The sequence below is a fragment of the Bradyrhizobium sp. CCGE-LA001 genome (assembly GCF_000296215.2).
In the GTDB taxonomy this organism is placed as follows: Bacteria; Pseudomonadota; Alphaproteobacteria; order Rhizobiales; family Xanthobacteraceae; genus Bradyrhizobium.
Genome location: NZ_CP013949.1, coordinates 4,478,667 through 4,504,355, shown reverse-complemented (window position 1 = coordinate 4,504,355; position 25,689 = coordinate 4,478,667). Strand labels below are relative to the sequence as shown.

General features: G+C 64.1%; 23 protein-coding genes. 16 read left to right on the top strand and 7 right to left on the bottom strand.

Annotation, left to right across the window (positions count from 1 at the left end; translation table 11 throughout):
• Positions 1 to 5: 5 nt before the first annotated feature.
• Entirely contained in the window at positions 6 to 827 is an 822-nt protein-coding gene (locus BCCGELA001_RS20830; RefSeq protein ID WP_236840722.1) for a hypothetical protein, read from the bottom strand.
• Between the two features lie 181 nt (positions 828 to 1,008).
• Positions 1,009 to 1,632, bottom strand: coding sequence for a LysR family transcriptional regulator (locus BCCGELA001_RS20825; RefSeq protein ID WP_060737755.1), 624 nt, complete (start codon positions 1,630 to 1,632; stop codon positions 1,009 to 1,011).
• 127 nt (positions 1,633 to 1,759) lie between these two features.
• On the opposite strand from BCCGELA001_RS20825, the gene BCCGELA001_RS20820 reads away from it, so the two are divergent.
• From BCCGELA001_RS20820 to BCCGELA001_RS20810, 3 genes are read left to right on the top strand one after another with little or no spacing between them, the layout of a single operon-like run.
• The gene (locus tag BCCGELA001_RS20820) at positions 1,760 to 2,629 is read left to right on the top strand and encodes a VOC family protein (RefSeq protein ID WP_060736203.1); all 870 of its coding nucleotides are present in this window, start codon (positions 1,760 to 1,762) and stop codon (positions 2,627 to 2,629) included.
• A 1-nt stretch (position 2,630) separates the two neighbouring features.
• On the top strand, positions 2,631 to 3,017 hold the full coding sequence (locus BCCGELA001_RS20815; protein WP_008547686.1) for a RidA family protein: 387 nt from the start codon (positions 2,631 to 2,633) through the stop codon (positions 3,015 to 3,017).
• A gap of 32 nt (positions 3,018 to 3,049) precedes the next feature.
• Positions 3,050 to 3,754, top strand: coding sequence for an L-2-amino-thiazoline-4-carboxylic acid hydrolase (locus BCCGELA001_RS20810; protein WP_008547683.1), 705 nt, complete (start codon positions 3,050 to 3,052; stop codon positions 3,752 to 3,754).
• A 310-nt stretch (positions 3,755 to 4,064) separates the two neighbouring features.
• Here BCCGELA001_RS20810 and BCCGELA001_RS20805 read toward each other — a convergent pair whose 3' ends face one another.
• The 4 genes from BCCGELA001_RS20805 to BCCGELA001_RS20790 all read right to left on the bottom strand — a co-directional run bounded on the left by BCCGELA001_RS20805 (position 4,065) and on the right by BCCGELA001_RS20790 (position 8,176).
• Positions 4,065 to 5,090, bottom strand: a complete 1,026-nt coding sequence (locus BCCGELA001_RS20805; protein WP_060736202.1) for an ABC transporter permease — start codon at positions 5,088 to 5,090, stop codon at positions 4,065 to 4,067.
• Between the two features lie 11 nt (positions 5,091 to 5,101).
• Positions 5,102 to 6,604 carry a sugar ABC transporter ATP-binding protein gene (locus BCCGELA001_RS20800; protein ID WP_060736201.1) on the bottom strand — a complete coding sequence of 501 codons (1,503 nt, stop codon included), beginning with the start codon at positions 6,602 to 6,604 and terminating at the stop codon, positions 5,102 to 5,104.
• 6 nt (positions 6,605 to 6,610) lie between these two features.
• Positions 6,611 to 7,633, bottom strand: a complete 1,023-nt coding sequence (locus BCCGELA001_RS20795; protein ID WP_060736200.1) for a sugar ABC transporter substrate-binding protein — start codon at positions 7,631 to 7,633, stop codon at positions 6,611 to 6,613.
• A gap of 141 nt (positions 7,634 to 7,774) precedes the next feature.
• Entirely contained in the window at positions 7,775 to 8,176 is a 402-nt protein-coding gene (locus BCCGELA001_RS20790) for a globin (RefSeq protein ID WP_008547667.1), read from the bottom strand.
• 480 nt (positions 8,177 to 8,656) lie between these two features.
• Here BCCGELA001_RS20790 and BCCGELA001_RS20785 point away from each other — a divergent pair, with 480 nt between their 5' ends.
• From BCCGELA001_RS20785 to BCCGELA001_RS20735, 11 genes are all read left to right on the top strand, one after another.
• Positions 8,657 to 9,031, top strand: a complete 375-nt coding sequence (locus tag BCCGELA001_RS20785; protein WP_193409730.1) for a DUF2946 domain-containing protein — start codon at positions 8,657 to 8,659, stop codon at positions 9,029 to 9,031.
• 96 nt (positions 9,032 to 9,127) lie between these two features.
• On the top strand, positions 9,128 to 11,527 hold the full coding sequence (locus BCCGELA001_RS20780; RefSeq protein WP_060736198.1) for a TonB-dependent receptor domain-containing protein: 2,400 nt from the start codon (positions 9,128 to 9,130) through the stop codon (positions 11,525 to 11,527).
• A gap of 26 nt (positions 11,528 to 11,553) precedes the next feature.
• Positions 11,554 to 12,765, top strand: coding sequence for a sialidase family protein (locus BCCGELA001_RS20775; RefSeq protein ID WP_008547651.1), 1,212 nt, complete (start codon positions 11,554 to 11,556; stop codon positions 12,763 to 12,765).
• Positions 12,762 to 13,259 carry a TlpA family protein disulfide reductase gene (locus BCCGELA001_RS20770; protein ID WP_008547649.1) on the top strand — a complete coding sequence of 166 codons (498 nt, stop codon included), beginning with the start codon at positions 12,762 to 12,764 and terminating at the stop codon, positions 13,257 to 13,259. The genes BCCGELA001_RS20775 and BCCGELA001_RS20770 overlap by 4 nt, the downstream gene beginning before the upstream one ends.
• 27 nt (positions 13,260 to 13,286) lie before the next feature.
• The gene (locus BCCGELA001_RS20765; RefSeq protein WP_060736197.1) at positions 13,287 to 13,823 is read left to right on the top strand and encodes a copper chaperone PCu(A)C; all 537 of its coding nucleotides are present in this window, start codon (positions 13,287 to 13,289) and stop codon (positions 13,821 to 13,823) included.
• Positions 13,824 to 13,846: 23 nt separating this feature from the next.
• Complete coding sequence (locus BCCGELA001_RS20760; protein ID WP_008547640.1) at positions 13,847 to 14,365, top strand: YcnI family copper-binding membrane protein; 519 nt, start codon at positions 13,847 to 13,849, stop codon at positions 14,363 to 14,365.
• Positions 14,365 to 15,927 (top strand): copper resistance CopC/CopD family protein, encoded by a 1,563-nt coding sequence (locus BCCGELA001_RS20755; RefSeq protein ID WP_060736196.1) that lies wholly within the window; start codon positions 14,365 to 14,367, stop codon positions 15,925 to 15,927. The genes BCCGELA001_RS20760 and BCCGELA001_RS20755 overlap by 1 nt, the downstream gene beginning before the upstream one ends.
• Before the next feature lie 165 nt (positions 15,928 to 16,092).
• Positions 16,093 to 17,412: a proline--tRNA ligase gene (gene proS, locus BCCGELA001_RS20750; RefSeq protein ID WP_008547625.1), complete on the top strand. Its 1,320-nt coding sequence runs from the start codon at positions 16,093 to 16,095 to the stop codon at positions 17,410 to 17,412.
• A gap of 90 nt (positions 17,413 to 17,502) precedes the next feature.
• Positions 17,503 to 18,783: a lipoprotein-releasing ABC transporter permease subunit gene (locus BCCGELA001_RS20745; RefSeq protein ID WP_008547623.1), complete on the top strand. Its 1,281-nt coding sequence runs from the start codon at positions 17,503 to 17,505 to the stop codon at positions 18,781 to 18,783.
• 7 nt (positions 18,784 to 18,790) lie between these two features.
• On the top strand, positions 18,791 to 19,489 hold the full coding sequence (locus BCCGELA001_RS20740; protein WP_060737754.1) for an ABC transporter ATP-binding protein: 699 nt from the start codon (positions 18,791 to 18,793) through the stop codon (positions 19,487 to 19,489).
• A gap of 78 nt (positions 19,490 to 19,567) precedes the next feature.
• A complete protein-coding gene (locus BCCGELA001_RS20735; protein WP_008547619.1) occupies positions 19,568 to 20,209 on the top strand; it encodes a glutathione S-transferase family protein in 642 nt (213 codons plus the stop codon).
• A 106-nt stretch (positions 20,210 to 20,315) separates the two neighbouring features.
• Here BCCGELA001_RS20735 and BCCGELA001_RS20730 read toward each other — a convergent pair whose 3' ends face one another.
• Positions 20,316 to 21,395: a zinc-binding dehydrogenase gene (locus BCCGELA001_RS20730; protein WP_060736195.1), complete on the bottom strand. Its 1,080-nt coding sequence runs from the start codon at positions 21,393 to 21,395 to the stop codon at positions 20,316 to 20,318.
• Positions 21,396 to 21,504: 109 nt separating this feature from the next.
• On the opposite strand from BCCGELA001_RS20730, the gene BCCGELA001_RS20725 reads away from it, so the two are divergent.
• Both BCCGELA001_RS20725 and BCCGELA001_RS20720 read left to right on the top strand, forming a co-directional pair.
• Complete coding sequence (locus tag BCCGELA001_RS20725) at positions 21,505 to 22,278, top strand: helix-turn-helix transcriptional regulator (protein ID WP_008547609.1); 774 nt, start codon at positions 21,505 to 21,507, stop codon at positions 22,276 to 22,278.
• 235 nt (positions 22,279 to 22,513) lie between these two features.
• Positions 22,514 to 25,663 carry a GAF domain-containing protein gene (locus tag BCCGELA001_RS20720; RefSeq protein WP_060736194.1) on the top strand — a complete coding sequence of 1,050 codons (3,150 nt, stop codon included), beginning with the start codon at positions 22,514 to 22,516 and terminating at the stop codon, positions 25,661 to 25,663.
• Positions 25,664 to 25,689: the final 26 nt, after the last annotated feature.

Sequence of the window (25,689 nt, the reverse complement as noted above, 5' to 3'; positions counted from 1 at the left end):
GATAATCAATAAAGCCGCATCGGCAGCAAGGCGCCATCCGGTCCGACCAGAACACCCCAGGTCTCATTGACCGCGACTTCGAACTGCCGATCTTGCGCGCGACCATCCGCCTTGACGCTGAACTTGTACTTGCCCGGCGGCAGGTCGAGCTTCAGGTCGTCCGGCAATTCGTCCGCAACGTTGTCGGAGTAGGCCAGCCTTTCTCCGGCGTGAGCCGCCAGCGGGATGGTGCGCTCGTTGACGGTGATGACCGCCGCTTTATCCGTCTTGTTGCCGAGCAGCAACCTCGCTTGCCCGGGCTTCGGCAGGATGCCGGCCGACGCGACCGCCGGCTTGCGCAGAGAAAGATCCGCGATGGTCTTGCCGCTCTCGCGGCTGAGCCGAAGCGACGCCGGGCCTTCGCTCGTCGTGAAGCCGATCGCGGTGCTGTCGGGCGTGACCACCGCGCCCTCGATTTCCGTCCAGCCTCGCTCCCGGAGTGCGGCGCGATAGAAGGCGAGCACCGCCGCGAGATCGCGTGGCGTCTCGACGTGCGCCGACCGGATGAAGGGCGAGTTCTTCGCGGTCATCAGTCCCCAGCCCGCCGGCAGCGCGAGACCGGCCTCGTCGGACATCTTGGCTTCGAACGTCCGGGTGGCTGCCCGTGCCAGAAATGCGACCGCGTCGCAGAGGAGGCGCTCACCGAGATGCCCTGGGGTGCAACGGTCCCTGACCGCCCACCAGGTTTGATCGATATACTCGTTTGCGCCCGGGGTGCGATGCCAGCCGAATTGGATGGTATCCGCCGAGCTGTCGCGGACAGGGTCCGGCGTGACCGGGATCGCCATCGCGGCCGTCGCAGCGAGCAGGCTGCCGGCAAGCAAGCCCCCTAGCGTTCGACGGTTCATTTTTGCGCAATCCCTGGGGCTCAGATGACGATCCTGAGCTTGGTCGCGCAGACCACGAAAAATGTTCATTGTTCCCGGTTGTAGGTTTGGGACTCGGCGTTGGTAGCGGCCGGGAACAGCCTCAACGTCCGCTGATGCCCACCAGACGCGGACGGCCGCTTGCGCGCGGCTTCTCGGCCGATAAGGCGCGCAGCCACGCGCGGAAACTGACGACCTCCGGGCAATCCGCCGTGCCTTCGGGCGCGACCAGCCAGTCGCCCAGACCCGATCCCTCGTCGATCCGGTTGCAGCGATATCCGGGATGGTGGCCGAGACCGCGGGCGATCAGCAGGTCGACCTTGCCTTCGACCATCTCGTGCAGGCCGGCGGGCTGCAGCACCCGCAGGCCGATGTCCGGGTGCGCGCTGCGAAACTCCGCGAGATCGAGGCGGCGCAGGTCGATGCTGCCGTGGACGCCCAATTGCAGCAGCACGCCAGCCGGCTTCAAATGCGAGGTCGCCTCGGCAATGTGACGAAAGCCTTCGGATATCCCGGGCAGATAGGCCTGTCCTGCCGGGGTGAGGATGAGCTGCTTATGCAGCCGATCGAACAGCCGCACGCCGAGGCGTGCCTCCAGCGCCTTCACCTGCTGCCCCACGGCGGCGGGCGTGACATGCAGCTCGTGCGCGGCCAGCTTGAAGCTGAGATGGCGCGCGGCGGCTTCGAAGGCGCGGAGCGCGTTGAGCGGGGGAAGGGCGTAGGTCATCGCTGCCAAGTTTGTCATGCAACGGCTGTGGGCTTGCAATAGATTTTCTTGCGTTGAACCGCAGGAATGATGGTTTGCGCGGCAGCGCCGTCGCCGGATACGGTGGATCCGCAATCCGGAGAAACCCATGCCCCGCCGCCTCGATCATCTCGTCATTTGCGTCCGCGATCTGCAACAGGCCGCGCTGGATTGGCAAAAGCTCGGCTTCAATCTCACGCCGACCGGGGTGCACCCGTTCGGAACCAGCAACCGCCTCGCGCAGTTCGCCGATAATTTTCTCGAATTGCTGGCCGTCACCGACGAGGCGCTGGTGCCCGCCGCCGCGCCGGGGCGCTTCAGCTTCGCGGCTCACAACCGGGATTTTCTCGCGCGTAGCGAAGGCATGTCGATGCTGGCCTTGCACAGCACCGACGCCCTTGCGGATGCGGCCGATTTCGCGGCGAAAGGCATCGGCGCCTACGCGCCGTTCGATTTTGGCCGCGACGCGGTGCTGCCGGGCGGTGGCACGGCGCGCGTCGAGTTTTCGCTCGCCTTTGCCACCGATCCCGCGATGTCCGAGATCGCGTTCTTCACGTGCCAGCAGCGGCATGCGCCGGAATTGTTCTGGAAGCCCGATTATCAGCGCCACCCTAACGCGGCAACACGTGTGATCGAGGTCGTGATGTCGGCACCGGAGCCGGCGAGGCATCGCGAATTTCTCGAGCATCTCATGGAAGGAACGGCCGAGCTTGCGCCGGGGCGGCTGACGATCGGCAAGACCGGCGATCGGATCACGGTGCTGGGCCCTGCGGAATTGTCGCAGCGGTTGCCGGGCCTTGCCGGCGATACGTCGCCGCGCTTCTGCGCTGCGCGTTTTGCTGTCGCCGAGCTCGACGCTACCCGACGCACATTGAAGTCAAACGGCGTCGATTTCGAGATGCGCGGCGCCGTGCTGCTGGTGTCGCCTGCGGCATCGCATGGGTTGGCACTGGAATTCGTCGAACAGGAGGCAATCTGACATGGCTCAAATCGTCACGCATAATCCTCCATCGGTTCATCCGCCCGCCGGCGGCTACAGCATGGGACTCGAAGTCAGTCAGCATCGCCGACTGCTGTTCATCAGCGGTCAGGTGCCCGAGAGGTCCGACGGCAGCGTGCCCGACGGTTTCGAGGCGCAATGCGAGCAGGCTTGGCGGAACATCATCGAGGTGCTCGCCGCAGCCGGCCTCGGCATCCGAAATCTGGTGAAGGTCACCACGTTCCTGACCGACCTCAGCCAGGTCGTGCCCAATCGCGGCGTGCGCCGCAAAATGCTGGCGGGACACGAACCCGCGCTGACCGTCATGATCGCGCAAACCGTCGACAGCAAATGGCTGCTGGAGATCGAGGCGATCGCCGCGGAATGAAGCGGGCAGGGCGATTTGTTGAGAGACATCCGATGGCCGAGATCATCCATCCCTTCTACGAGGCGCATCGCGGCACCATGGAAGCCGCCATGCGCCATCGCCTCGACCTTGCCGAAGCGATGTTGCGCGACCGTGCACAGCTGCCCGATATCGCTGCCATCAGGCAGGAGGTCATGGACGAATTCGCGGTCGTGCTCGCCCAGCTGCCCTATGTCGGAGGTGCAGCAAACCGCATGAGCGATTTCTTCATGCGTCTGATGGGTTTTATGGCTATCAGCCGCGTGCTCCAGCGGCATGGTGTGCCGCTGCCGGTGATCGGCGACATCGAGCGGGAAACCTACAATGCGCAATTGCTCACGGTGCCCGAGGCGGAACGCCTCGCCGCGGGGCGCGAGTTCATGTCACCCGAGAACCAGACATTGCTGCGCGAGCAGGCGGCGCAAAGTGTCACGAAGAGCCATCAAGACGCATTCCCGGGTGATTTCGTCTACAATTTCGTCGAGCCCGGGCCAGGCGACGAGTTTGAGTTCGGCATCAACTACAAGGCTTGCGGCTTCTGCAAATTCGCCGCGCGCCATGGCGACAAGGACATCCTGCCGAACATTTGCGGGCTCGATTTCGATGCCTACGCAACGCGGGGCATCCGCCTGGAACGGACGCAGACGCTGGCCGGCGGCGCGAGCCATTGTGATTTCAGATTTTCGAAGATTTCGCCGGCCGGGAAGGGCGCGAGCTGAGCAGTGTTCGCCATGTTGATCAGCTGCTCTCACCGCGTCGTCATTGCGAGCGCAGCGAAGCAATCCAGAAATGCATCCGCGGAGAGATACCTGGATTGCTTCGCTGCGCTCGCAATGACGGGGTGGCAGCGGTACTTCGCCAATCGCTTTGAGGGCGCCGCCATGGTGACATCCTGCCCCTGTTTTGCCCGACGAGTCAAACGAAGTTCGCTAAATCCGCAGTTCGGCGACGCCGCGCGCAAGCCATTGATTTCGCTGGCCCCGGCTACTGTGCATGGGGTTGTTTTCGTACCTTTGTTTCGAGAGCCGCCTACTCCGCCGCTTTTTCCCTCAAGCGCTGCGCATAGACGTTGATGACCAGCGCCGCCAGGAGAATCAGGCCGCGGATCAGGATCTTCAGGAAACTGTCGATGTTGACGTGATCGAGGCCATTGTTGAGAACGCCCAGCACGAACAGGCCGACGATGGTGTTGCCGATGCCGCCGCGGCCGCCGAACAGGCTGGTGCCGCCGACCACGACGGCGGCGATGGAGTCGAGCAGGTAGGTGTCGAACTCGTTCTGCTGCGCGCTGCCGAAATGGGCGACGCCGAGCATGCCGCCGATGCCGGAGCACACCGCCGAGATCACCATGACCGCGCCGAGGATCAGCTTGACGTTGAGGCCGGAATATTCGGCGGCCTCGCGATTGCCCCCGACCATGTAGACATAGCGGCCGAAGCGCGTGTAGGTCAGCACCAGATGGCCGCCGAGCAGCATCAGCGCGGCGATGATGACGAGCCAGGGGATGCCGCCGATCGAGCCCGAGCCGAGCGTCGTGATCAGGCTCGGCACCTTGTAGGCGATCTGGCCGCGCACCAGGAGAGCGGAGATGCCGGCGGCGATCTGCATCATCGCCAACGTCATGATGAAGGAGGGGATGCCGATCACGGTCAGCCCCAGCGCATTGACGAGGCCGAGCAGGGCGCAGAGCAGGATCGACAGCAGGATTGCGACGGCGCCAGGCAGCGGCACGTTGGCGATGTTGACGTAGGATTCCTGCAGCGTGAAGTAGGCAACCGCGATGCCGGTGACGTTGGCGATGGCGGCGATCGAGAGGTCGATCTCGGCGCAGAGGATCACGAAGGTGAGGCCGACCGCGATGATGCCGGTGATCGACACTTGCGTGAGGATGTTGCCGAGATTGTCGAGCGTCGCAAAGGAGGGGCTGGCGAAGGAGAAGAAGCCGGCCAGGAAGATCAAGGTCAGGAACGGCGCGATGTTGCGCATCTGCGAGCGCAGGAAGGGCGCGAGCCCGCGTGTCCGCTGCCCCGTCGCCAACGCCGTGTCGCTGCTCATGTGCTTCTCCGTCACGCCGCTTCCAGCAGGCGGTCCTTGCTGACCGGCTCGTTCCTGAATTCCCGCACCAAGGCGCCGCGCTTGAGCACGAGGATGCGGTCGGCCAGCGACAGCACCGTTTCCGGCTCGGTCGACAGCACGATGATGGCAAGGCCCTTAGCGCGGAGGTCGCGGACGATGTTGATGACGTCGTTCTTGGCGCCGACATCCATGCCGCGGGTCGGCTCGCACAGCACCAGAAGCTTGGGCGGATAGGTCAGCCATTTTGCCAGCGCGACCTTCTGCTGGTTGCCGCCGGAGAGCATGCCGAGGTCGAGGCCGACCACCGGCGGCCTGATCTGGAGCTGCTCGACCTGGCGCTTGGCGATATCGCGCTCTTGCGCCGGCTTGAGCAGCAGCGCCGAGATGCGGTCGAGAATACTGATCGAGATGTTCTTGTAGACGGGTTCCTGGTGAAACAGCATGTCGCGCCGGCTCTCGGGCACCAGCGCCACGCCGGCACGCCGCGCCGCCGCCGTGCTGGCGAAGGTCTTCGGCGTGCCCTCGACGGCGAGCGTGCCGCCGTCCGGCTTCAGCTTGCCGAACAGGATGCGCGACAGCTCCTGCTGCCCGCAGCCCATGAAGCCATAGATGCCGAGCACCTCGCCTGCGCGCGCCTCGAACGAGACATCCTTGAGGCTGCGGGCGAGGGAGAGCTGATCGACCTTCAGGATCACCGGGCTGCCGCTCGGCTGCGGCAGCATCAGATCGTCGGTGTAGCTGTGCTCGAGCGTTTCGCCGCCGCGGCCGATCATGGCCTCGATCAGCGCGCCCTTGCTGGTCGCGGCGCTCGCGGTCTCCGCGACCTTGCGCCCGTTGCGGAACACGGTCACCGTGTCGGAGACGCGCAGGATGTCCTCGATGAAATGCGAGATGAAGACGATGGCGGCGCCTTCCTCGCGCAGCCGCCTGAGTGTCGCGAAAAGGCGCTCGACCTCGGGCGGGGAGAGGGCGGAGGTCGGCTCGTCCAGGATGACGATGCGCGCGCCCGAGAACAGCACGCGCGCGATCTCGATCAGCTGCTGCAGCCCGATCGGGAGATCGCCGAGCCTGCTCATCGGATCGACGTCGATGCCGAAGCGGGCGAGTTGCTCGCCGGCCTCGCGCGCCATCCGCCGCCACTGGACGAGGCCAAGGGCGTTGGTCGGCTGGTTGCCCAGGAAGACGTTCTCGGCGACCGTGAGGTCGGGCGCGACCGAGAGCTCCTGATGGACCATGGCGATGCCGGCCGCGTGCGCATCGCGCGCCGAGCGGAAATGCGTTTCCGCCCCGTCGATCAGGAAGCGGCCGGAGAAGTCGGTGTGCACGCCGGCGATGATCTTCATCAGCGTGCTTTTTCCGGCGCCGTTCTCGCCGACGAGACCATGGATCTCGCCGGCGTGAAGCGCGAAGTCGACACCACGAAGTGCTTCGACACCGCCGAAGCTCTTCGTGATGCCCTGGAGCTCCAGGATAGGCGAACCAACCTCAGGCATGGAGAACTAGATCAGATAGTGATCCTGCATCCATTGCATGCCGGGCGCATTCGCCTTGGTCACGACGGGACCGTCGGTGACGACGTTCTTGGGGATGCCCTGTCCGCTCTTCTCGCCCCCGACCACCGCCGACACGCCCGCGATGATCGCGCCGCCATGGATGCGGCAGGACGGATTGCGCACGGTTGCGAACATGCGGCCTTCGCTCACCGCCTGGATCGCCGGCGGCATGGCATCGACGCCGCCAATCAGGATGTTGGTGCGGTTGCGGGCCTTCATGATGTTGTAGGCGGCGAGCGCCATGTCGTCATTGTGGAAGAACGCCGCGTCGATCTGCGGATATTTCGTCAGATAGGTCTCCCAGAGGCGGGCGGTCTTCGAGACGTCCCAGTCGGCCGGCTGGGTGTCGAGCACCTCGATGTTCGGGAACTGCTTGACGACCGAGTTGAAGCCCTTGGCGCGGCCTTGCGCGCCGGTGTGGCCGAGCGCGCCTTGCGTCATGATGATCTTGCCCTTGCCGCCCATCGCGTTGCACAGCGCCTGGGTCACCGAGGCACCCATGAACTCGTTGTCGGGTGCGAGGAAGGAGTGGACGTTGATCTGGTCGAGCGGCGCAATCAGCGTGTCCATGTCGATCACGGGCGTGCCGGCGTCGATCATCTTCTGCACGGGCTGGGTGAGGGTGCCGATGCCGAAGGCCTGGATCGCGACGAAGTCCCATTTCTGCGAGGCCATGTTGTCGATCGCCGCGCGCTGCTTCACCGCATCGAGCTGACCGTCGAACCAGGTCACCTCGACATTGAACAGCTTGCCCCAGAACTCCGCGGCCTTCTTGCCCTGCGCGCACCACGTCGCCTGCAGGCCCGCGTTGGAGAAGGCCGCTTTCAGCGGCTTCTCCGATCGTCCGACTTCGGCTGCAAGTGCTGGGTTTATGCTCATGCTGCCGAAGAGGGCAGCTCCGGCGCCGGCGGCCGCTGCCGCCTGAAGAAGATCGCGCCTCGTCGTCGAGAAATCTTTCGTCCCGGACATCGCTCGCTCCCGTAAGATTTTATCGTCGGCGCGTCATTGATTGCGCGACCGATGTCGGAAAGTCTCTCACAAGAGTTGACGCCACTCAATCTGCAATCAATCGCGTGATCGCCGCAGGCGTCGTTGGTGCAGCGCAAAGCGTCAGGCCGGGACGGCGAACGCGTCGATCTCGATGAGCAATGCATGCCAAGCCCGCGCGATGTCGCCCGACCGTTCATCGTCGAGCAGATCGCGGAGCGTATCCCGGATGATCGCAAAGAAGGCGATGAAGAGGTCGCGCGAGGTACCGTAGGCCTCGTGCGAGGCGGCTTCGCAGGCGATCAGCCGGAAATGTCCACGCCGCGCGTCGGCGAAGTCGAGGATCGCCTCGATGGCCAGCGCGAGCATCGACCCCATCACGAGCTCGCTGCCTTGCGAGCGGAACATCGCTCGGGTTTCCGGATGCCGTTCGCACAGGCGTTGATAGACCCGTGGCGCCAGATCGGCGCAGCGCGAGGCCGCCAGCTCGAAGCTGAGTTCGATCGGATTGGGAGAAGCCGTCATCGGCGCTTCAGCCCTGCAGGCAAAAAAAGAGCGGGGCCCTGGCCCCGCTCAAAAATTGTGTCGACCCTATTATCCCCGATTCTAAGATTTGCTCTTGATTGACGGGGCGACGCTGCGTTTTGCGCGCCAGGGGCTCCTCCCGAGACTTGGACCACCAGGCTTTGACCTCGCGGTCAGCCTGAGCAAGAGGGATGCTAGATCAACTTTTCTCACTTGTCATCATTTTCGGCAACGATTGTTCAAAATTCGAGCAGTTGACGAAATGTTCGGGCTTCATGCCCTGTAAGTATATGACATATATAATAAATCTGTGGGGGATGAGGCGTTTGACTTGCCTCAAATGAGCGGCCTCCGGCCTCGATCGGGTGCTCGCCAGCACAGTTTCCAAGAAATTTGCGCCGGGGCAAGAAGACGGCGGAACTGACCTCGACTTCGGGCAAGCCGGGTGTTTAGTTAGCAGGCGAACGAATGGTTCGGCGAATGCACGCGCGGCTGCAAAAATTCCTACCCATCGTCCTGCTCGCTTTGGTGATGCAGGTGCTGGCGCCGATTGCCGCGTGCCTGTCGGCCGGCCAGGCCGTCGCCGATCCGCTGTTTGCGGGAGTGATCTGCCACAGCGGGGGTGAGCAGGGCGGCCAGAACGATCAGACCGGCAGCTCTACTGCGCACGCCGGTGCCTGCGCGATGTGTTGCCTCGCGCAAGCGGCCGCATCGCTCGATTCGCCGCCGCAGGTCGCGCTCGCAACTCCGGTTCGGCACGCCGAGCGCGTGGTGTGGCGCGCTGCGGATGCATCCAGGGTGTCCGCCTACAGAGGCTCAGGCGCCCAAGCGCGCGCACCTCCACGCTTTTCCTGACGTAGCGACCAACCGAACTATCGGCGCGCGGCTTGGCTGCGCCGGTGGGCGTGCTCAATGGACCGGCCGTCGCGCCGGATGTCAGGAATACTAGTGATGTTACGCATATGTGCGATCGGCAGCGCGAGCTTGCCCGTGCTTTGTGGGCTGTTGTCCGCGACCAGCACAGGCGCGCTTGCCCAGGCTGCCCAGGAGGCGCTACCCCCTGTCACCGTCGAGGCGCCGCAGACGGCCCGCCCCAGAGCAGCAACCCGGCCATCGCGGCCTCGCTCTGCTTCGGCCGGCCGCGCAGCAAGGCCTGTTGCGCCGAACGCGACCGACAGGGCTTCGGCCCAAAACAGGACGTCCAGCGCGGGCGCGGCGCGAGATGGTCTCAATCAGGCACCGGCCGGCCAGACCGCGACGACCATCGATCGCAGCCGCTTCGACAACCGCCCGGCGTTTTCGGTCAGCGACGTTCTGCGGGACAGTCCGGGCATCTCGGTCAAGCAAGGAAATGGCCCCCGCGATTTCGGCATCTCGATTCGCGGATCCAATGCCCGGAACGGTTTCGCCATCCGCAATCTCGTCATCTTCGAGGACGGCTTTCCGGTGACGCAGCCGGACGGCCTGTCGCGGAGCGACCTGATCGATCCCCATGCCTATGCTGCGATCGACGTGATCCGCGGCCCCTCATCGGCGCTCTACGGCAATTACGCGACCGGCGGTGCGCTCAATTTCCGGACACGGCCGGGCAGCACGATCGACGGCGTCGAATATGGCGTCGACGGCGGCAGCTACGGCTATCTCAACAATTACCTCGCGGCCGGCAAGAGGGTCGGCAATTTCGAGGGCTCGCTGTTTGCGAGCGATGTGCGGGGTGACGGCTATATCGGCAACAGCTGGTTCAACACCCAGACCGTCAACTTCCTCGGAACGCTCCAGGCCACGCCGAACGATCGCTTCACGGTCAAGATCATCAACAACGATCTCAGCACACGGTTGCCGATCCGGCAGTCGCTGAATCAATACTATCTCAACCCGTTCCAGCAGGGATGTGCGACCGGCGCCACGGCCGCGCCCGGATGCGGCACGGTCAGGCTGTTCAACAACGGCTTCAACGCCACCGCTGGAACTGATGTGGAGACGGCTGTGCAGGCCGGGCTTGGCCGCAACGACCGCCGAACCATCGTCGGCGCCCGGTGGGAGCACGATTTCGACAACACCATAACCTGGCGCAACCAGTTCGTGTTCGATGACCGGAATATCAGCCAGCCGACCGGCACGACCAGCTCGATCGGAGATTTTCCGTCGTACAACTACATGAGCGACCTGACCAAGCGCGGCGAGATTCTCGGCTTGGAATCGACCACCTTCTTCGGCGCGTTCTACAACACGCTGTCGGCCTCGAGTGACACGCGGAACGTGATGCCGGGAGGCAATGCTGCGCTCGGCAGGCTATCGAGCAATCTCTTCAGCGAAACGACCAATTATGGCGTCCGCGCGCGCGAGGAGTTGAGGCTGACGAGCGCGCTGACTGCTGTCGCCGGCGTTGGTTGGGAGACCACCGTTCTGAAGGGGGTGAACACGGCGTATGCCTACGCAGGTCCCACCGGAATTACCACGACGACCCTGACGACCGCAGACCGGCAGTTTCAAAATGCTGCGCCAGAGTTTGCGCTCCTCTACAATCGCAACAACGAGTGGCTATTCCGGGGTCGCGTTGCGACCGGGTACGGCACACCGCAGGTCTCGAATCTCTTTGTGCTTCCGACCGGTCTGTCGGGCAACAACACCCAGCTCCAGGCGCAGAAAAACCTGGGCTACGATCTCGGCTTCGATTGGACGCCGAACAACACGCTCAAGCTCAGCGCAACCGGCTTCTACGAGTTCTTCCGCAACGAGATCGTCAGTCAGGCGACGCCGGTCGCCGGCATATCCTACACGTTCAACGCTCCACGCTCGGAACACCGTGGCATCGAGCTTGCGGCAGACTGGAAGTTCTATCCGGGCTGGCGATTCCTGGCGGCCTACACCTATCTCGACGAGGTCTACACTGAATATGTCGAGAACATCACCAATGGCACCGTGTTCAGCTTCAACCGCGCCGGCAACAAGATCCCGGGCATCTCGCCCAATGAGCTGACGGCCAGGATCGGCTACGACGAGTTCGCGGGACCGCTGGCGGGCCTCGGCGGCTTCGTCGAGGTGCAGTGGAAGGATTCCTTCTACATGGACAACGCGAATTTGCTGAAGGCGCCCGGCTATGAGCTGGTCAACGTAAATGTTCACTACAAGGCCGATCTGGTGTCCGAGACCTTCAGGTCTCTGAATCTGTTTCTCGAAGTCAGAAACGTGTTCGACCGCACCTACGTCGCTTCGGCCAACAACATCGCGAACACGGTGACGGGGGCGGGCCTTCAAAATCCTGCGAGCGTGCTCGCAAACACGACGGGATCGATCTATGCAGGCTCGCCGCGCACATTCGTTGCTGGTATGAAGGTGGCGTTTAGATGATCCGGGCTCTCGAAGGGAATAGGGCCGTGATCCGAAATGGCTTGCTCGCGATCATCGCTCTCGCATTCGTGGAAGCCCCGGCGCTCGCCCAGATGCGTGCGCCGCATGCGTCCGAAGCGGCGTGTGAAGAGCCGACGCTGCGCTGTGCAACCAAGGCGACGCCCGCGTTCGCTCCGGATGGAACGCTATGGTTGGTTTGGATGGCGGGCGGGCAGGTCTCTGTCGCGCACTCGCAGGATTCCGGCCGTACCTTCTCCACACCAACCCAGGTCACGACGAAGCGGCTGAACCTCGATTGGGGGCCGGATGCCCGGCCGAAGATCGTGGTCGATCGCAAGGGCGGCATCGCGGTGGCGTTCTCGATCTTCAGGGACGAGGCCTTCAACGGCCAGGTGCTCACCACGCGCTCGGCCGATGGCGGAAAGAGTTTTGCGGATTTGAAGCCGATCACGGCAAGCAATGAGAGCCAGCGCTTCGAGGCGCTGGCGCTCGACCAGGACGGAACGGTCTTCGCGGCTTGGCTCGACAAGCGCAATCGCGTTTTTGCGAAGGAAGCGGGACAGAAGTACGAGGGAGCGGGGTTGTTCTTCACATCGTCGAGCAATGGCGGCACCACTTACGCAGAAGCAAAGCTGGCTCGCGAGGGCACTTGCGAATGCTGCCGGTTGGGGCTGGCGTTCGCGGCGCCCGGCCGACCCGCTGTGATCTTACGAAACATCTTCGAAGGCGGTGTGCGCGATCACGCGGTCATGACCTTCGCCGACGTTTCGACGCCGGGTGAGATCCACCGAGTCAGCCATGACGACTGGCAGATCAATGCCTGCCCCCATCACGGTCCCAGTCTTTCGGTGGCGCCGAACGGAACCTATCATGTGGTCTGGTACACGAACGGCAAGGCGCGGAAGGGATTGTTCTACGCGCATTCGCGCGACCAAGGCCGCACGTTCTCTGCGCCGATGGCGCTGGGGCAGCCTGGTCGCAATCCGACGCGTCCCTTCGTGCTCGCGGGGCCGCCGGGAATGGTGATGGTGTGGAAGGAATTCGACGGGGAGAAAACCTCGGTCCAGATGACGATTTCCAGGGACGATGGCGAGACCTGGTCGCCGCCGAAGACGATAGCGAGCACAACCGACACGTCCGACCATCCCTTGCTCGTCGACAATGGCCGGCAAGTGTATCTGTCATGGATGACGAAGGCGGACGGCTATCGTCTCACAGCGATCGAGGATCAACCATGAGACGTCGATTTGCAGGCATTCTGGGGCTGGGCATCCTGATCGCATCGGCGTCCGCACTCGGGTCGCCTTCGGCTCTCAAGCCATTCGAACGCGGCACCTGGCAGAGCGTGCTCAAGGGCCATGCGGGCCGCCCGATGCTCGTGCATTTCTGGGGCGTGACTTGCGGCCCCTGCAAGGTCGAGCTGCCGCTGCTCGGCGAGTTCGCGAAGGACCATCCCGAGATCGATGTCGTCACGGTTAGTGCCGATCTCGTGCCGAACCTGCCGGCGGCGACGCAATCGATGCTGGACAAGGCGGGGCTGTCGTCGACCGAGAATTTCATCTTCAGTGACGGCTTCGTCGAGCGTTTGCGATTCGAGATCGATCCGGCCTGGCAGGGCGACATTCCCAGAACGATGCTCTTTTCGCGCGATGGCACCGTCACGACGATCGAAGGTTCCGCCGAAATTCCCGATCTCGAGACATGGTCGGCCCAACAACGCTCCACCCGCTGAATTCAGTCTGCAAACAGGAATACGCATATGAAGACAATGTTGAAGAATGTGCTGCTCGCGACGTTCGCTGTCACGCTCGGTGCAGCGCCCGCGGCGGCCGACGACGTGAAGGCCGGCGATCTCGTCATTTCGCAGCCCTGGAGCCGTGCGACGCCGGGTGGAGCCAAGGTCGCGGGCGGTTACCTCACCATCGAGAACAAAGGCACGGCGGCGGACAGGTTGGTCAGTGTGTCCGCCGACATTGCCGGGAAGGCTGAGATTCATGAGATGGCGATGGACAATGGCGTGATGAAGATGCGCGCGCTCGACAAGGGAGTGACGATCGATCCCGGCAAGACGGTGAAGCTCGCGCCGGGTGGCAATCATCTGATGCTCCAGGAGCTGAAGGGGCCGTTCAAGCAGGGCGACAAGGTGCCGGTAACGCTTCAGTTCGAGAAGGCCGGCAAGGTCGCGGTCTCTCTCGACGTCCAGGGCGTTGGCGCGCAGGCGCCGGGTGGTGATGGGCATTCAGGTCATATGGACATGAAGAAAACGCCGGATCATTCCGGAATGAAGATGAAGTGACATTGACCTGGGGGAGATTGACCATGTCGAAGCGATCCTGCCTGATCCTGATCGTTGCGTTCGCCGCCTCACCGGCGGCGGCGCATGTGTCGCTCGAGACCAAGCAAGCCACGGTCGGCGCGTCGTACAAGGCTGTGTTCACTGTGCCGCACGGCTGCAAGGGCTCGCCGACGGTGAAGATCCGCGTGCAGATCCCGGAAGGTGTCATCGCGGTCAAGCCGATGCCGAAGGCGGGCTGGACCATCGATGTCGTCGAGGGCAAATATGCCGGGGAATACGACTATCACGGCAGCAAGCTCTCTTCCGGCGTCAAGGAGGTGGCGTGGTCCGGCGGCAAGTTGCCGGACCAGCACTATGACGAATTCGTCGTGCACACGTTCCTGACCGCCACGCTCAAGCCGAACACGACCCTGTACTTCCCCGTCGTCCAGGAGTGCGAAACCGGCCTCAGCCGCTGGATCGACGTCCCGGCAGAGGGAGCAGGGCATTCGCATGATGGCAAGTCCCCGGCACCGGGTGTGAAGCTCATGCCAAAGCCCTGATGCGCCTGTTCGCCGCGCTCGCGACGCTGCTTTTTGCGGTCGGCTTCGCGACTGGTGTATCCGCGCATGCTGCGCTGGTAGCGGTCGAGCCGGCAAACGGCACCGTGCTTGCGAGCGCGCCGCCAGCCGTGGTCCTGCGCTTCAACGAGGCCGTGACGCCGGGTGCGATCCGGCTGATCGACGGCTCGGGCAGGGCGCGGGACGATGTGCGCGTTGACACAGCCGGAGACGCCGTCTCGGTCAACATGCCGCCGGACCTGCCGCAGGGCACGGCGGTGGTCAGTTATCGCGTGATTTCGCAGGACGGCCATCCCGTCGCAGGATCGGTGATTTTCTCGATCGGCGCGCCGACGGGAACGAAGCCCCCGGCGAGTGCGGACGAAGAATTGAGCGTGCTGATCTGGCTCGCGCGGGTCGGGCTCTATCTCGGACTGTTCGTCGGCGTAGGCGGCGTCTTCTTTGCGCGCTGGGTTGCTTGGTCGATGATTGGCATGACCGTGCCGCGCGTGGCGCTCGCGATCGGCATCCCCAGCGCAGTGGTGTCCCTTGGTGCCTTGGGTCTTGATCTCCTCGGCCTGTCGCCGGCGGGTCTCGTGACGGCTGCGCCTTGGAAAGTCGCGTTCGCGACCAGCGCCGGCCCGGCGTTGCTGGTTGCGATTGCGGCGATGTTGTTCGCTCTGCTGGCGCTGCGCAGCGGCTGGTCTTCGCGGGCTCTTGCCGTCATTGCCTTGGTCTGCGTCGGGCTGGCGCTGACCATGACAGGACACGCCGCCACCGCTCCGCCCGAAATCTTGACGCGGCCGGCGATCTTCCTCCATGGCCTCGGCGTCGCCTTCTGGATCGGCGCACTGGCGCCGCTTGCTGCACTGGTCTCGAAGTCGGGGGCGATGGCGTTGCCGGTCGTCTACCGCTTCTCCCGTATCGCCGTGCCGGTCATCGCCGCGTTGGCATTGACCGGTCTTGTGCTCGCCGTCATTCAGCTAGGAAAGCCGTCGGCGCTGGTCGAGACCCGCTACGGCCTCATCCTCTCGATCAAGCTCGCGCTGGTCCTGTTGCTGCTCGCACTGGCGGCGCTCAATCGCTTGCGTTTGACTCCAACGCTCGCTCGTGATCACGAGGCCGGGACCGCCCTCAAGCGCTCGATCCTGCTCGAATGCGGGATCGCGCTCGCTATCTTTGCTGTCGTCGCCGGCTGGCGCTTCACGCCGCCGCCGCGGACCATCGTTCCCGAGACGCCGTTGGGGATCCACATCCACAGCGACAAGGCGATGTTCCAGGTGCTGGTGTCTCCTGGGAAGGCCGGCGTGGACGATTTCGTGCTCCAGCTCATGACCGGAGAGGGGACGCTGCTCAGGGCCAAGGAGGTGACGTTGATACTGAGCCTGCCCGAGCGCGGCATCGAGCCGATGGAACGGAGCGCCTCGCTGGGGCCGGACGGCTACTGGCATGTGCACAAGGTCGAGCTGCCCTTCGCCGGCCGCTGGCAGGTGCGGATCGACGCGCTGGTGAGCGATTTCGAGCGGATCACGCTCGAGGACGAACTCGTCGTGCCGCCGCCCTAGGCTCGCCGGCTTTGCACGGCATGTTGATGCTCGAGGCAAACCTGAAGTCGACGGAAAAATGACAGGAATTCCGCCGCGTTAGCGGCTTTTCCTCATTCCCGGTCTTGTGTTTTCGCTCCCAATCCGCTTTCACTGCAATCCAGCACTGATTCCCAGAGTATTGTCATGCGGTTGTCGCGGTTCTTTCTGCCCATCCTGAAGGAAAACCCGAAAGAGGCTGAGATCGTCTCGCATCGGCTGATGCTGCGCGCCGGCATGATCCGGCAGGAGGCGGCCGGCATCTATGCCTGGCTGCCGCTCGGCTTCCGCGTGCTCAAGAAGATCGAGCAGATCGTGCGCGAGGAGCAGGACCGCTCCGGCGCGATCGAGGTCTTGATGCCGACGCTCCAGCTTGCCGATCTCTGGCGCGAGAGCGGCCGCTACGACGCCTATGGCCCGGAGATGCTGCGCATCGCCGATCGCCACAAGCGCGAGCTGCTGTATGGGCCGACCAACGAGGAAATGATCACCGAGATCTTCCGCGCCTATGTGAAGTCCTACAAGAACCTGCCGCTGAATCTCTATCACATCCAATGGAAATTCCGCGACGAGCAGCGTCCGCGCTTCGGCGTGATGCGCGGCCGCGAGTTCCTGATGAAGGACGCCTATTCGTTCGACCTCAACGAAGCCGCCGCGCGCGTTGCCTACAACAAGATGTTCGTCGCCTATTTGCGCACCTTCGCGCGGATGGGACTGAAGGCGATCCCGATGCGCGCCGAGACGGGGCCGATCGGCGGTGATCTCAGCCACGAGTTCATCGTGCTGGCCGAGACCGGCGAATCCGGCGTGTTCATCAATCGCGACGTGCTCGACCTGCCGGTGCCGGGCGAGGACGTCGATTACGAGAGCGACCTGACACCGATCATCAAGCAGTGGACGTCGGTCTACGCTGCGACGGAAGACGTTCACGACGCCGCGCGCTTCGAGCAGGAGGTGCCGGCGGAGAAGCGGGTGAACACCCGGGGCATCGAGGTCGGTCAGATCTTCTATTTCGGCACGAAATATTCCGAGCCGATGAAGGCGCTGGTGGCGGGCCCTGACGGCGTCGACGTGCCGATCCATGGCGGCTCCTATGGCGTCGGCGTCTCGCGCCTGCTCGGCGCGATCATCGAGGCCTGCCACGACGATGCCGGCATCAAATGGCCGGAAGCGGTGGCGCCGTTCCGCGCCGTGGTGCTCAACCTCAAGCAGGGTGATGCCGCAGTCGATGCGGCCTGCGAGAAGCTCTATGCGGAGCTCACCGCCAAGGGCGTCGACGTGCTCTACGACGACACCGACCAGCGCGCCGGTGCCAAATTCGCCGCAGCCGACCTGATCGGCATCCCCTGGCAGATCATGATCGGGCCGAAGGGACTCGCCGACGGCAAGGTCGAGATCAAGCGGCGCAGCGACGGCGCCCGCGAGACCATGTCGCCTGCCGACGCGGTCGCAAGACTTGTGGGCTGATAAGGCTGGTCGCCTGAATATTGTTCATCGCGCGATATCGCGGCCGCCAATCCGGCCACATTTGACCCCGAATCATGGGATTATCGAGCGATGGATGAGACCATGACCGAAACCAAGAAGTCTGCGCCTTTTGCGCCATTCGAGTGGATGCTGTCGGCGCGCTATTTGCGGGCGCGCCGCAAGGAGGGATTCATCTCGGTCATCGCCGGGTTCTCCTTTCTCGGAATCATGCTGGGCGTGGCGACGCTGATCATCGTGATGGCCGTCATGAACGGCTTCCGCAAGGAGCTGCTCGACAAGATCCTGGGGTTGAACGGCCATATCCTGGTCCAGCCGCTGGAATCGCCTCTAACAGACTGGAAGGATGTCGCCGACCGCCTCAGCCAGGTCCAGGGTATCCGCCTCGCGGCGCCCGTGGTCGACGGCCAGGCATTGGCGTCGTCGCCGTGGAACGCCTCGGGCGTCCTGGTCCGCGGCATCCGCTCCGACGACCTCAACAACCTCACCTCGATCGCCAAGAACATCAAGCAGGGCTCGCTGGAGGGCTTCGACGAGGGACAGGCCGTCGCGATCGGCCGGCGGCTCGCCGATCAGCTGTCGCTGCATGCCGGCGACAGCGTCACGCTGGTGGCGCCGAAAGGTGCGGTGACGCCGATGGGTACGACGCCGCGCATCAAGCCGTACAAGATCGCCGCCGTTTTCGAGATCGGCATGTCCGAATACGATCTCGGTTTCGTGTTCATGCCGCTCGCGGAGGCGCAGGCCTATTTCAACCGCAGCAACGACGTCACCTCGATTGAGGTGTTCACCACCAACCCCGACAAGATCGACGCCTTCCGCAAGGCGGTGACGGAGGCTGCGGGCCGACCGGTGTTCCTGGTCGATTGGCGGCAGCGCAACTCGACCTTCTTCAACGCGCTCCAGGTCGAGCGCAACGTGATGTTCCTGATCCTGACCATGATCGTATTGGTCGCAGCGCTCAACATCGTCTCCGGCCTGATCATGCTGGTGAAGGACAAGGGCAGCGACATCGCGATCCTGCGCACGATGGGCGCTTCGCAAGGCTCGATCATGCGCATCTTCCTGATCACGGGCGCCTCGATCGGCGTGGTCGGCACGCTGGTCGGCTTCTTCGTCGGGCTCGTGATCTGCCTCAACATCGAATCGATCCGGCAATTCCTGTCCTGGCTCACCAGCACCGAGCTGTTCTCGCCGGAGCTCTACTTCCTGTCGAAGCTGCCCGCCGAGATCGACGTCGGCGAGACCACGGCCGTCGTCATCATGGCGCTGACGCTGTCGTTCCTGGCGACGCTCTATCCGTCCTGGCGTGCCGCGCGCCTCGACCCTGTCGAAGCGCTGCGGTACGAGTGAGGGGCTGATGGAGCAGCAGGGGGAAGATGTACCGGTCATTTATCTCCACGAGATAAAGCGGCAGTACTTGCAGGGCGAGGTGCCGCTGACGATTCTTGATGGCGCCAAGCTGGCGCTGTGGCCGGGGCAGTCGGTCGCGCTGGTGGCGCCGTCGGGCTCGGGCAAGTCGACGCTGCTGCACATTGCGGGTCTGCTCGAGGCGCCAGATTCAGGCGAGGTCTATGTCTCGGGCACGCCGACCTCGCAGCTGCCCGACATCGAGCGCACGCAACTGCGCCGGACCGACATTGGCTTCGTCTACCAGTCGCACCGGCTGTTGCCGGAGTTCTCGGCGCTGGAGAACGTCATGCTGCCGCAGATGATCCGCGGCCTGAAGAAGTCCGAGACCGTGAAGCGCGCCAAGGAGATCCTGGGCTATCTCGGCCTCGGCGACCGCATCACCCATCGGCCCGCCGAGTTGTCTGGCGGCGAGCAGCAGCGCGTCGCGATCGCGCGTGCGGTGGCGAATGCGCCGCGCGTGCTGTTTGCGGACGAGCCGACCGGCAATCTCGATCCGCACACCGCGGACCACGTGTTCCAGGCGCTGATGCAGCTCGTCAAGGCGACGCAGGTCTCGATGCTGATCGCGACCCACAACATGGAGCTCGCCGGCCGCATGGACCGCCGCGTCTCGCTGTCGAACGGCCAGGTGGTCGAGCTCGAATAGGCCGCCATCGCGGGTCCGTGGCGCGACTGGCTTACTTTGCGAGCCAGTATATCGGGCTCAATCAGGGAGCGCTCAACCATGCTCACCGTTTATGGCGAAGGTCGTGGCTTCCGGGTCGTTTGGCTGCTTGAGGAAATGGGGTTGGCCTATCGGCTGCACCCGGTCGATCTGCTCGCCGCCGAGATTGACCGCGACTTCCTCGCGATCAACCCCGCCGGCTTCATTCCGGCGCTGCAGGATGGCGAGACGATCATGGTCGAATCGATCGCGATTCTTCAGTACCTGCTCGCCCGCTACGGCGCTGGTTCGCTTGCCGTGGCTCCGGATGATCCCGCCTTCGCTTCGTATCTGCAATTTCTCCATTTGGGCGAGGCCGGGCTCGCCGGGCCGATCAACGCCCTCATTGTCGGTCGCCAACTGGCGCCCGAAGCCGAGCGCGATGTCCGCGTGACCCGCTGGGCAATGCAGACCTTCGAGAGCCGGCTGGGATTGGTGATCCGCCGCCTCTCAGAGTGCCGGTATCTCGCTGGCGACCGATTCACGGCCGCCGATATCTCGGTGAGCTACGCGCTCCTGCTCGGCCTGCGTACCGGCAACTATGTCCCCGGTTTGACCGAGCGGGACTATCTCGCCCGCACGACGGCGCGCCCGGCCTACCTCCGTGCGATGGAAAGCTGCCAGGCCACCAAGGCTTGGGCGGCGAGATCGCCGGGATTATAGGGCTCGCTTTCGGCCGAGCTGCGAAAACAACCCCATGCACAGTAGCCAAGTGCTTGGCTGGACTGACGAAAAATTCGGCGATGGAACTCCACCGGCGCCTGCGGGCTCAAGGCCTGATCACCGTCAATTTGAACGGCCCGCCATGGGCGGCGGCGTGTTCGACCGCCGCGTTGGCGTGATCGAGATCGAACGCGATTGCCTGATATTCGTCCAGTTTGAGCAGCCCGGCGCGCACCAGCGCGATCAGGCGGCTCGCGGCGTCGGGCGGGTACATCCAGACGCCGTGGATGCTGATGCAATTGCGCATGATCCAGGGGTAGGGCAGGTCTAGCCCTGCACCGCCCGCCATGCCGACGCCGCCCATCAGTACGACGCGGCCGTAAGCGCGCACCGTCATGACCGCCGCGCGCACCACAGTCGCGCTCACCGAGGGCGGCATGATGTCGAATACGCAGTCGATCGGGCCTGATGCGGCGCGCTTCATCGCTTCGCGATCGTCATCCTCCGCGCCGGTGAGTTTGACCGGCTTCACGCGGGCGCCGAAGCGGCGGACGAGATCGGCCAGGATATTTTCGTTGCGGCCAGGTGCGACCACGCACGCTGCGCCCATCGCGAGTGCGACCGAGACGGCCGCGCTGCCGAAATTGCCGGTCGCTCCGCTCACCAGCACGGTCTCACCTGCTTGCAGATTGGCGGCGAGGAAGGCGCCATAGGGCACGAGCAGCGTGCCCAACGCGCACCAGTGCGTCGCTTCCTCTGATGTGATCGTGCCGATCCGTTTGACGTTCTCGGTCGGCACCCGCATCTGCTCGGCAAAGGAGCCATGGCGAAAATGCTGTTGCAGGCGCATGCCGCCGGGGCCGGCGGCGGTCAGCCCTTGCAACGCGATGTCGGGCGCTGTGGCGTCGTCGCGCGAACGCACCGTCGGATCGCAGAACACCCAGTCGCCGACGGCAAGCCTAGTGGCATCAGGGCCGATCGCGCGCACGCGGCCGATGCCGCCAGGGCCGGGGATGATCGGCAGATCGAGCGCGTAGTTGCGCGTCCCGTCGAAGACCTCGTTCATGTAGGACAGCACGCGGGTGGCGACGACATCGACGATGACCTCGCCGGTGCCGAGCACTGGTTCGGGGACGTTCTCGATCGCCAGGGGCGAGCCAAAGGATTTGAGCACGGCAGCTTTCATGGTGTTTCACCTCAAAGTGGGGTGAAGCCGATATGCGCCCCTTGGAGGGGGTAGGAAGGCCTGGTATTATCCTAGTATTCCAGGGGCCCTCCATCGCGGGAGCGATATCATGGCCGATCCACGCCGCGTCGAATTCGGCGATTTCCTCAGGTCGCGCCGCGAGAAGCTATCGCCGAAGAGCGTCGGGCTTCCGGCGGGCCGCCGGCGACGCACTGCGGGCCTGCGGCGCGAGGAGGTCGCCCAGCTCGCCGGCATCGGCGTCGATTGGTACATCCGCCTCGAGCAGGGCCGCACCGTAAGCCCTTCCGTCACCACCGTGGACGCGCTGGCGCGGGCGCTGCGCCTCTCCAAGACCGAGCACGCGCATCTGAAGGCGCTGGCGCGCGACGGGGTGAGAGCCGCCTTCGTGCCCGAGATCGTGCCGCCGCCCATCCGACGGATGATCGAGAGCCTGACGCAGCCGGCCTACATCACCGGACGGCGCTGGGACGTGCTGGCCTGGAACGCGGCGGCCGAGGAGATCTTCGGCTTCGGGCAACTGCCGGAGCAGGATCGCAACACGCTGCTGCTGGTGCTCACGAACAAGCAAACGCGAAAATTCTACGGCGCAGGCTGGACCGATGTGGCCAAGAGCATGGTCGCGATGTTCCGTGCCACCCACGACGTCTGGGCGGGCGATCCCGCCTTCACCGAGCTGCTCACGCGGCTGCGCCAGGGCAGCCCGGAATTCGTCAAATGGTGGGAAGCGCACGAGATCCGCAGCACCGCCTCGGGCTTCAAGACCATGAACCACCCGACCAAGGGCGTGCTCCGGTTCGAGCACACGAGCTTTCAGGCCAACGACGATCCCGCGCTGAAGCTCGTGATCTATACGCCGGTGTAGGGCGTGGATGAGCTGAACCGATAACATCACTGAGCTGGGCGAAGTTTTGCCGCAGGCTCGCTGTCGGCGCTCCGCACGGGAACCCAAACGCCATCATGCGGTTAACGACGGACAGCTTGCGCGGGCTGCCTGCATCATGGAGGTCGGGCAGGCGCGCTGGTCGGTGCGAATTGTAGCGCGAAAGATCGATTTCATTGGCTCCTCGGGGAGATTAGGAAGTGGCAGGGGAAGACCAATGACGACAGCGACCGGGCTCTACTCGGCCGATCGCAATTCCGTCCTGGCCACACTCGGCGACTACATCCGAGAGATCAGCAATCCCGACGATCTCGCTTATGCTGCCGCAGAACTGCTCGGTCGTAGCCTCAAGGTCAGCAGGGCAGGGTATGGCACGGTCGACACCACCGACGAAACCATCACCATCGTCCGCGACTGGAACGCGCCGGGCATCTCGAGCCTCGCCGGGGTGCTGCGCTTCCGCGACTACGGCAGCTACATCGAAGACCTGAAGCGTGGTGAGACCGTCATCTGTGCCGATGCCGAGAAAGACCCTCGCGTCGGCGACCGCGCCCGAGCCCTCGAGGCGATCTCCGCGCGCGCGCTCGTCAACATGCCGATCTCCGAGCCGGACGGGGTCGTTGCGCTGCTGTACCTCAACAACGCCACGCCGCGGCAATGGAGCCGCGACGAGCTGGAGCTGATCCGCGATGTTGCCGAGCGCACGCGCACCGCGGTCGAACGCCGCCGCGCGGAGACGGCGGTGCGGGAGAACGAAGCCCGGCTGCTTTTCCTGGACGCGCTCAACAAGGAGACGGCCAAGACCCGCGATGCCGACGGCGTGATGGCGGTGACCACCAGGATGCTGGGTGAGCATCTCGGCGTGTCCAATTGCGCCTATGCCGACATGGATCCCGATCAGGACGGCTTCACCATTCGCGGGGATTGGGCCGCGCCCGGTGCGATGCATATCGTTGGCCATTACAGCCTGGCTGATTTCGGCGTGAAGGCGGTGCGAGAGCTGGGTGCCGGCCGGCCGCTCATCATCAACGACAATCTGAAGGAGATTGCGCCGGAGGAAGCTGCGACCTTCCAAAGTATCGGGATCGGTTCGACGATCTGCATGCCCCTGGTCAAGGAAGGGCAGCTCACCGCCTTGATGGCGATCCATCACCGCGGCCCGCATCGGTGGACGTCGCGCGAGCTCGCCTTGCTCACGGAGGTGACCGAGCGATCATGGGCGCATATCGAGCGCGTCCGATCTGAACAGGCCGCCCGGGATGCCGCCGAACGGCTGGTGCTCGCGAATAAGGCGGCCGGTATCGGCACCTGGGATTACGATCCGGTCAACGACGTTCTGCGATGGGACAATCGCTGCAAGGAGGTGTTCGGTCTCTCGCCGGACGCCGAGGTCAGCTATGAAGAGTCTTTCCTCAAGGGCATTCATCCCGCAGACAGGCAGCGTGTGCACGAGGCTGTGTCCGCCGCCCTCAATTCCGAGGCGCCGACAAGCTACAACATCGAATATCGGACCGTCGGCATCGAGGATGGTGTCGAGCGCTGGATCGCCGCGACAGGTCAAGCCATCTTTTTCGACGGCCAGGCCGTTCGATTCATCGGGACGGTGCTGGACATCTCCGCGCAAAAGAAGACTGAGCGACATCTCAGAATCTTGAACGATACGGGGGCTTCGGTCGCCCGCGAACGCGATCTCGAGAAGATCGTGCAGATCGTGACCGATGCCGGCGTCGAGCTGACGGGCGCCCAGTTCGGGGCCTTCTTCTACAACGTTCTGACGCCGGACGGCGGCAGCTACATGCTCTATTCGCTGTCCGGGGTGGCGCGATCGGCCTTCGAGAACTTCCCGATGCCGCGCAACACGGCCGTGTTCGAGCCGACGTTCAAAGGCACCGGCGTGGTGCGGTCCGAGGACATCCTGCAGGACCCGCGCTACGGCAAGAACGCGCCGCGGAAGGGCATGCCCGACGGCCATCTCCCCGTTCGGTCGTATCTGGCGGTCCCTGTGATCTCGCGGGCGGGAGAGGTGCTCGGGGGATTGTTCTTCGGTCATGCCGAGACGGGCCAATTCCAAGCCGAGCATGAGGCCGCGTTGCTCGGGATTGCGGGCCATGCCGCCACCGCGATCGACAACGCCCGGCTTCTGACCCGGCTTGAGGCGCTCAATGCCGAGCTGGAGCAACGCGTCGCAGACGAGATTGCCGAGCGCATGAAGGCCGAGGAGCAGCTGCGGCAATCCCAGAAGATGGAAGCCGTCGGGCAGTTGACCGGCGGGATCGCCCACGACTTCAACAACATGCTGGCCGTCATCCTCGGCAGCTTGAATCTCGCCAAGCGGCGGCTCGGCAAGGGAGAGGTCAACATCGACCGCTTCATCGAGGGCGCCATCGATGGCGCAAGCCGCGCGGCCACCCTGACGCAAAGGCTGCTCGCGTTCTCACGCCAGCAGCCTCTGGCGCCGGAAGTCGTCGACATCAACAAGATGGTCGGCGGAATGAGCGAGCTGCTCGAGCGCTCGCTCGGCGAGCTTGTCCGCCTCGAGACGGTTCTTGCGGCCGGCCTCTGGCGCGTCAAGGCGGACCCGGCCCAGCTGGAAAGCGCGCTCATCAATCTTGCCGTCAATGCGCGCGATGCGATGCCGAAGGGCGGCAGGCTGACGATCGAGACCAGCAACGCCTCGATCGACCGGAAATTTGCCCTCGAATACGCACTATCGCCCGGACAATATGTTCTCATCGCCGTGACGGACAACGGCACGGGCATTGCGGCCGATGTGTTGGGAAAGGTGTTCGATCCGTTCTTCACGACCAAGGTCGTGGGCAAAGGCACCGGCCTCGGTCTCAGCCAGGTCTACGGCTTCGTGCGGCAGTCCGGCGGCCATGTCAAAATCTATTCGGAGGTCGACGTCGGCACCACCGTGAAGATCTATCTTCCGCGCTTCGCGGGCAAGGAGGCCGTGTCAACTCCGTCGCAGGGCGTGACGCATCCCGGAGCAAGTCTTCAGAGCGAAACCATTCTCGTCGTCGAGGACGATGAACGCGTCCGCAGCATCTCGTCCGAAAGCCTGCGCGAGCTCGGCTATAAGGTGATCGAAGCCGCGAGCGCCAAGGAGGCGATCAGGACGATCGAAAATGGTTTCGTTCCGGATCTGCTGTTCACCGACGTCGTCATGCCCGACATGACCGGCGCCGAGCTTGCTGCCGAGCTGTCGAAGCGCCATCCGGAGCTGAAGGTGCTGTTCACCACGGGCTATACGCGCAACGCGATCGTTCACAACGGCATGCTCGATGCGGGAAAGCATCTGCTGTCCAAGCCCTTTGCGATCGAGGACCTCGCCGCCAAGGTCCGCCATCTGCTCGACGAGGGTTGAAGACGGCGGCTTTGGTAAAAAATGCA